1 protein-coding gene is annotated in these 631 nt (G+C 76.7%); it reads left to right on the plus strand.

All coding sequences use genetic code 11. The features are described 5' to 3' along the window. Positions 1-631: ATP-binding cassette domain-containing protein (locus AC1DY2_RS20420; RefSeq protein WP_476764075.1), on the plus strand; the 631-nt coding region annotated here is incomplete at both ends.

Raw genomic sequence — 631 nt, forward strand, 5'->3', positions numbered from 1 at the left:
CTTCCTGCCGCTGCGCAACGTCGGCGCGGCCTTCCACGCGTCGTCGGCAGGGGTCGCGGCGTCGGGCGACGCGTTCGACCTCCTGGCCGCCGCCGAGCGACCGGCGGACCCTCGCGCGGTGGCCGAGCCGTCCCGGCGGGCCGTCGACGACGCTTCCGTCAGCACCGACGATCGCGGCCTCGTCATCGACGATCTCCGCGTGCGGCGTGGAGACCGGCTGGTGCTCGACGGGTTCCACCTCGCAGTCCGGCCCGGCGAGGTCGTCGCGGTCACGGGGGAGAGCGGATCGGGCAAGTCGAGCCTCCTCGCGGCGCTCCTGGGCTTCGCGGACGCCGACGGACACCTGCGGCTCGACGGGCGACGACTGGACGGCGACCGATCGGGGATCGCCTGGGCGGGGCAGGCGCCGACGCTCCTCGCGGGGTCCATCGCCGCGAACGTGCGACTCGGCGACGAGGACGCCGACCCGCGACTGCTCGGGCGCGCGCTCGGGCTCGCCGGCGTGGAACTGGACCCCGACCGCGTGCTCGGGCCCGACGGCGGCGGCCTCTCGGGTGGCCAGGCGCAACGCGTCGCGACCGCGCGGGCGATCCATCGCCTCCTCGCGCGCGACGGCCGACTCCTGCTGCTC

This window comes from Agromyces sp. P1_H4, assembly GCF_056405255.1.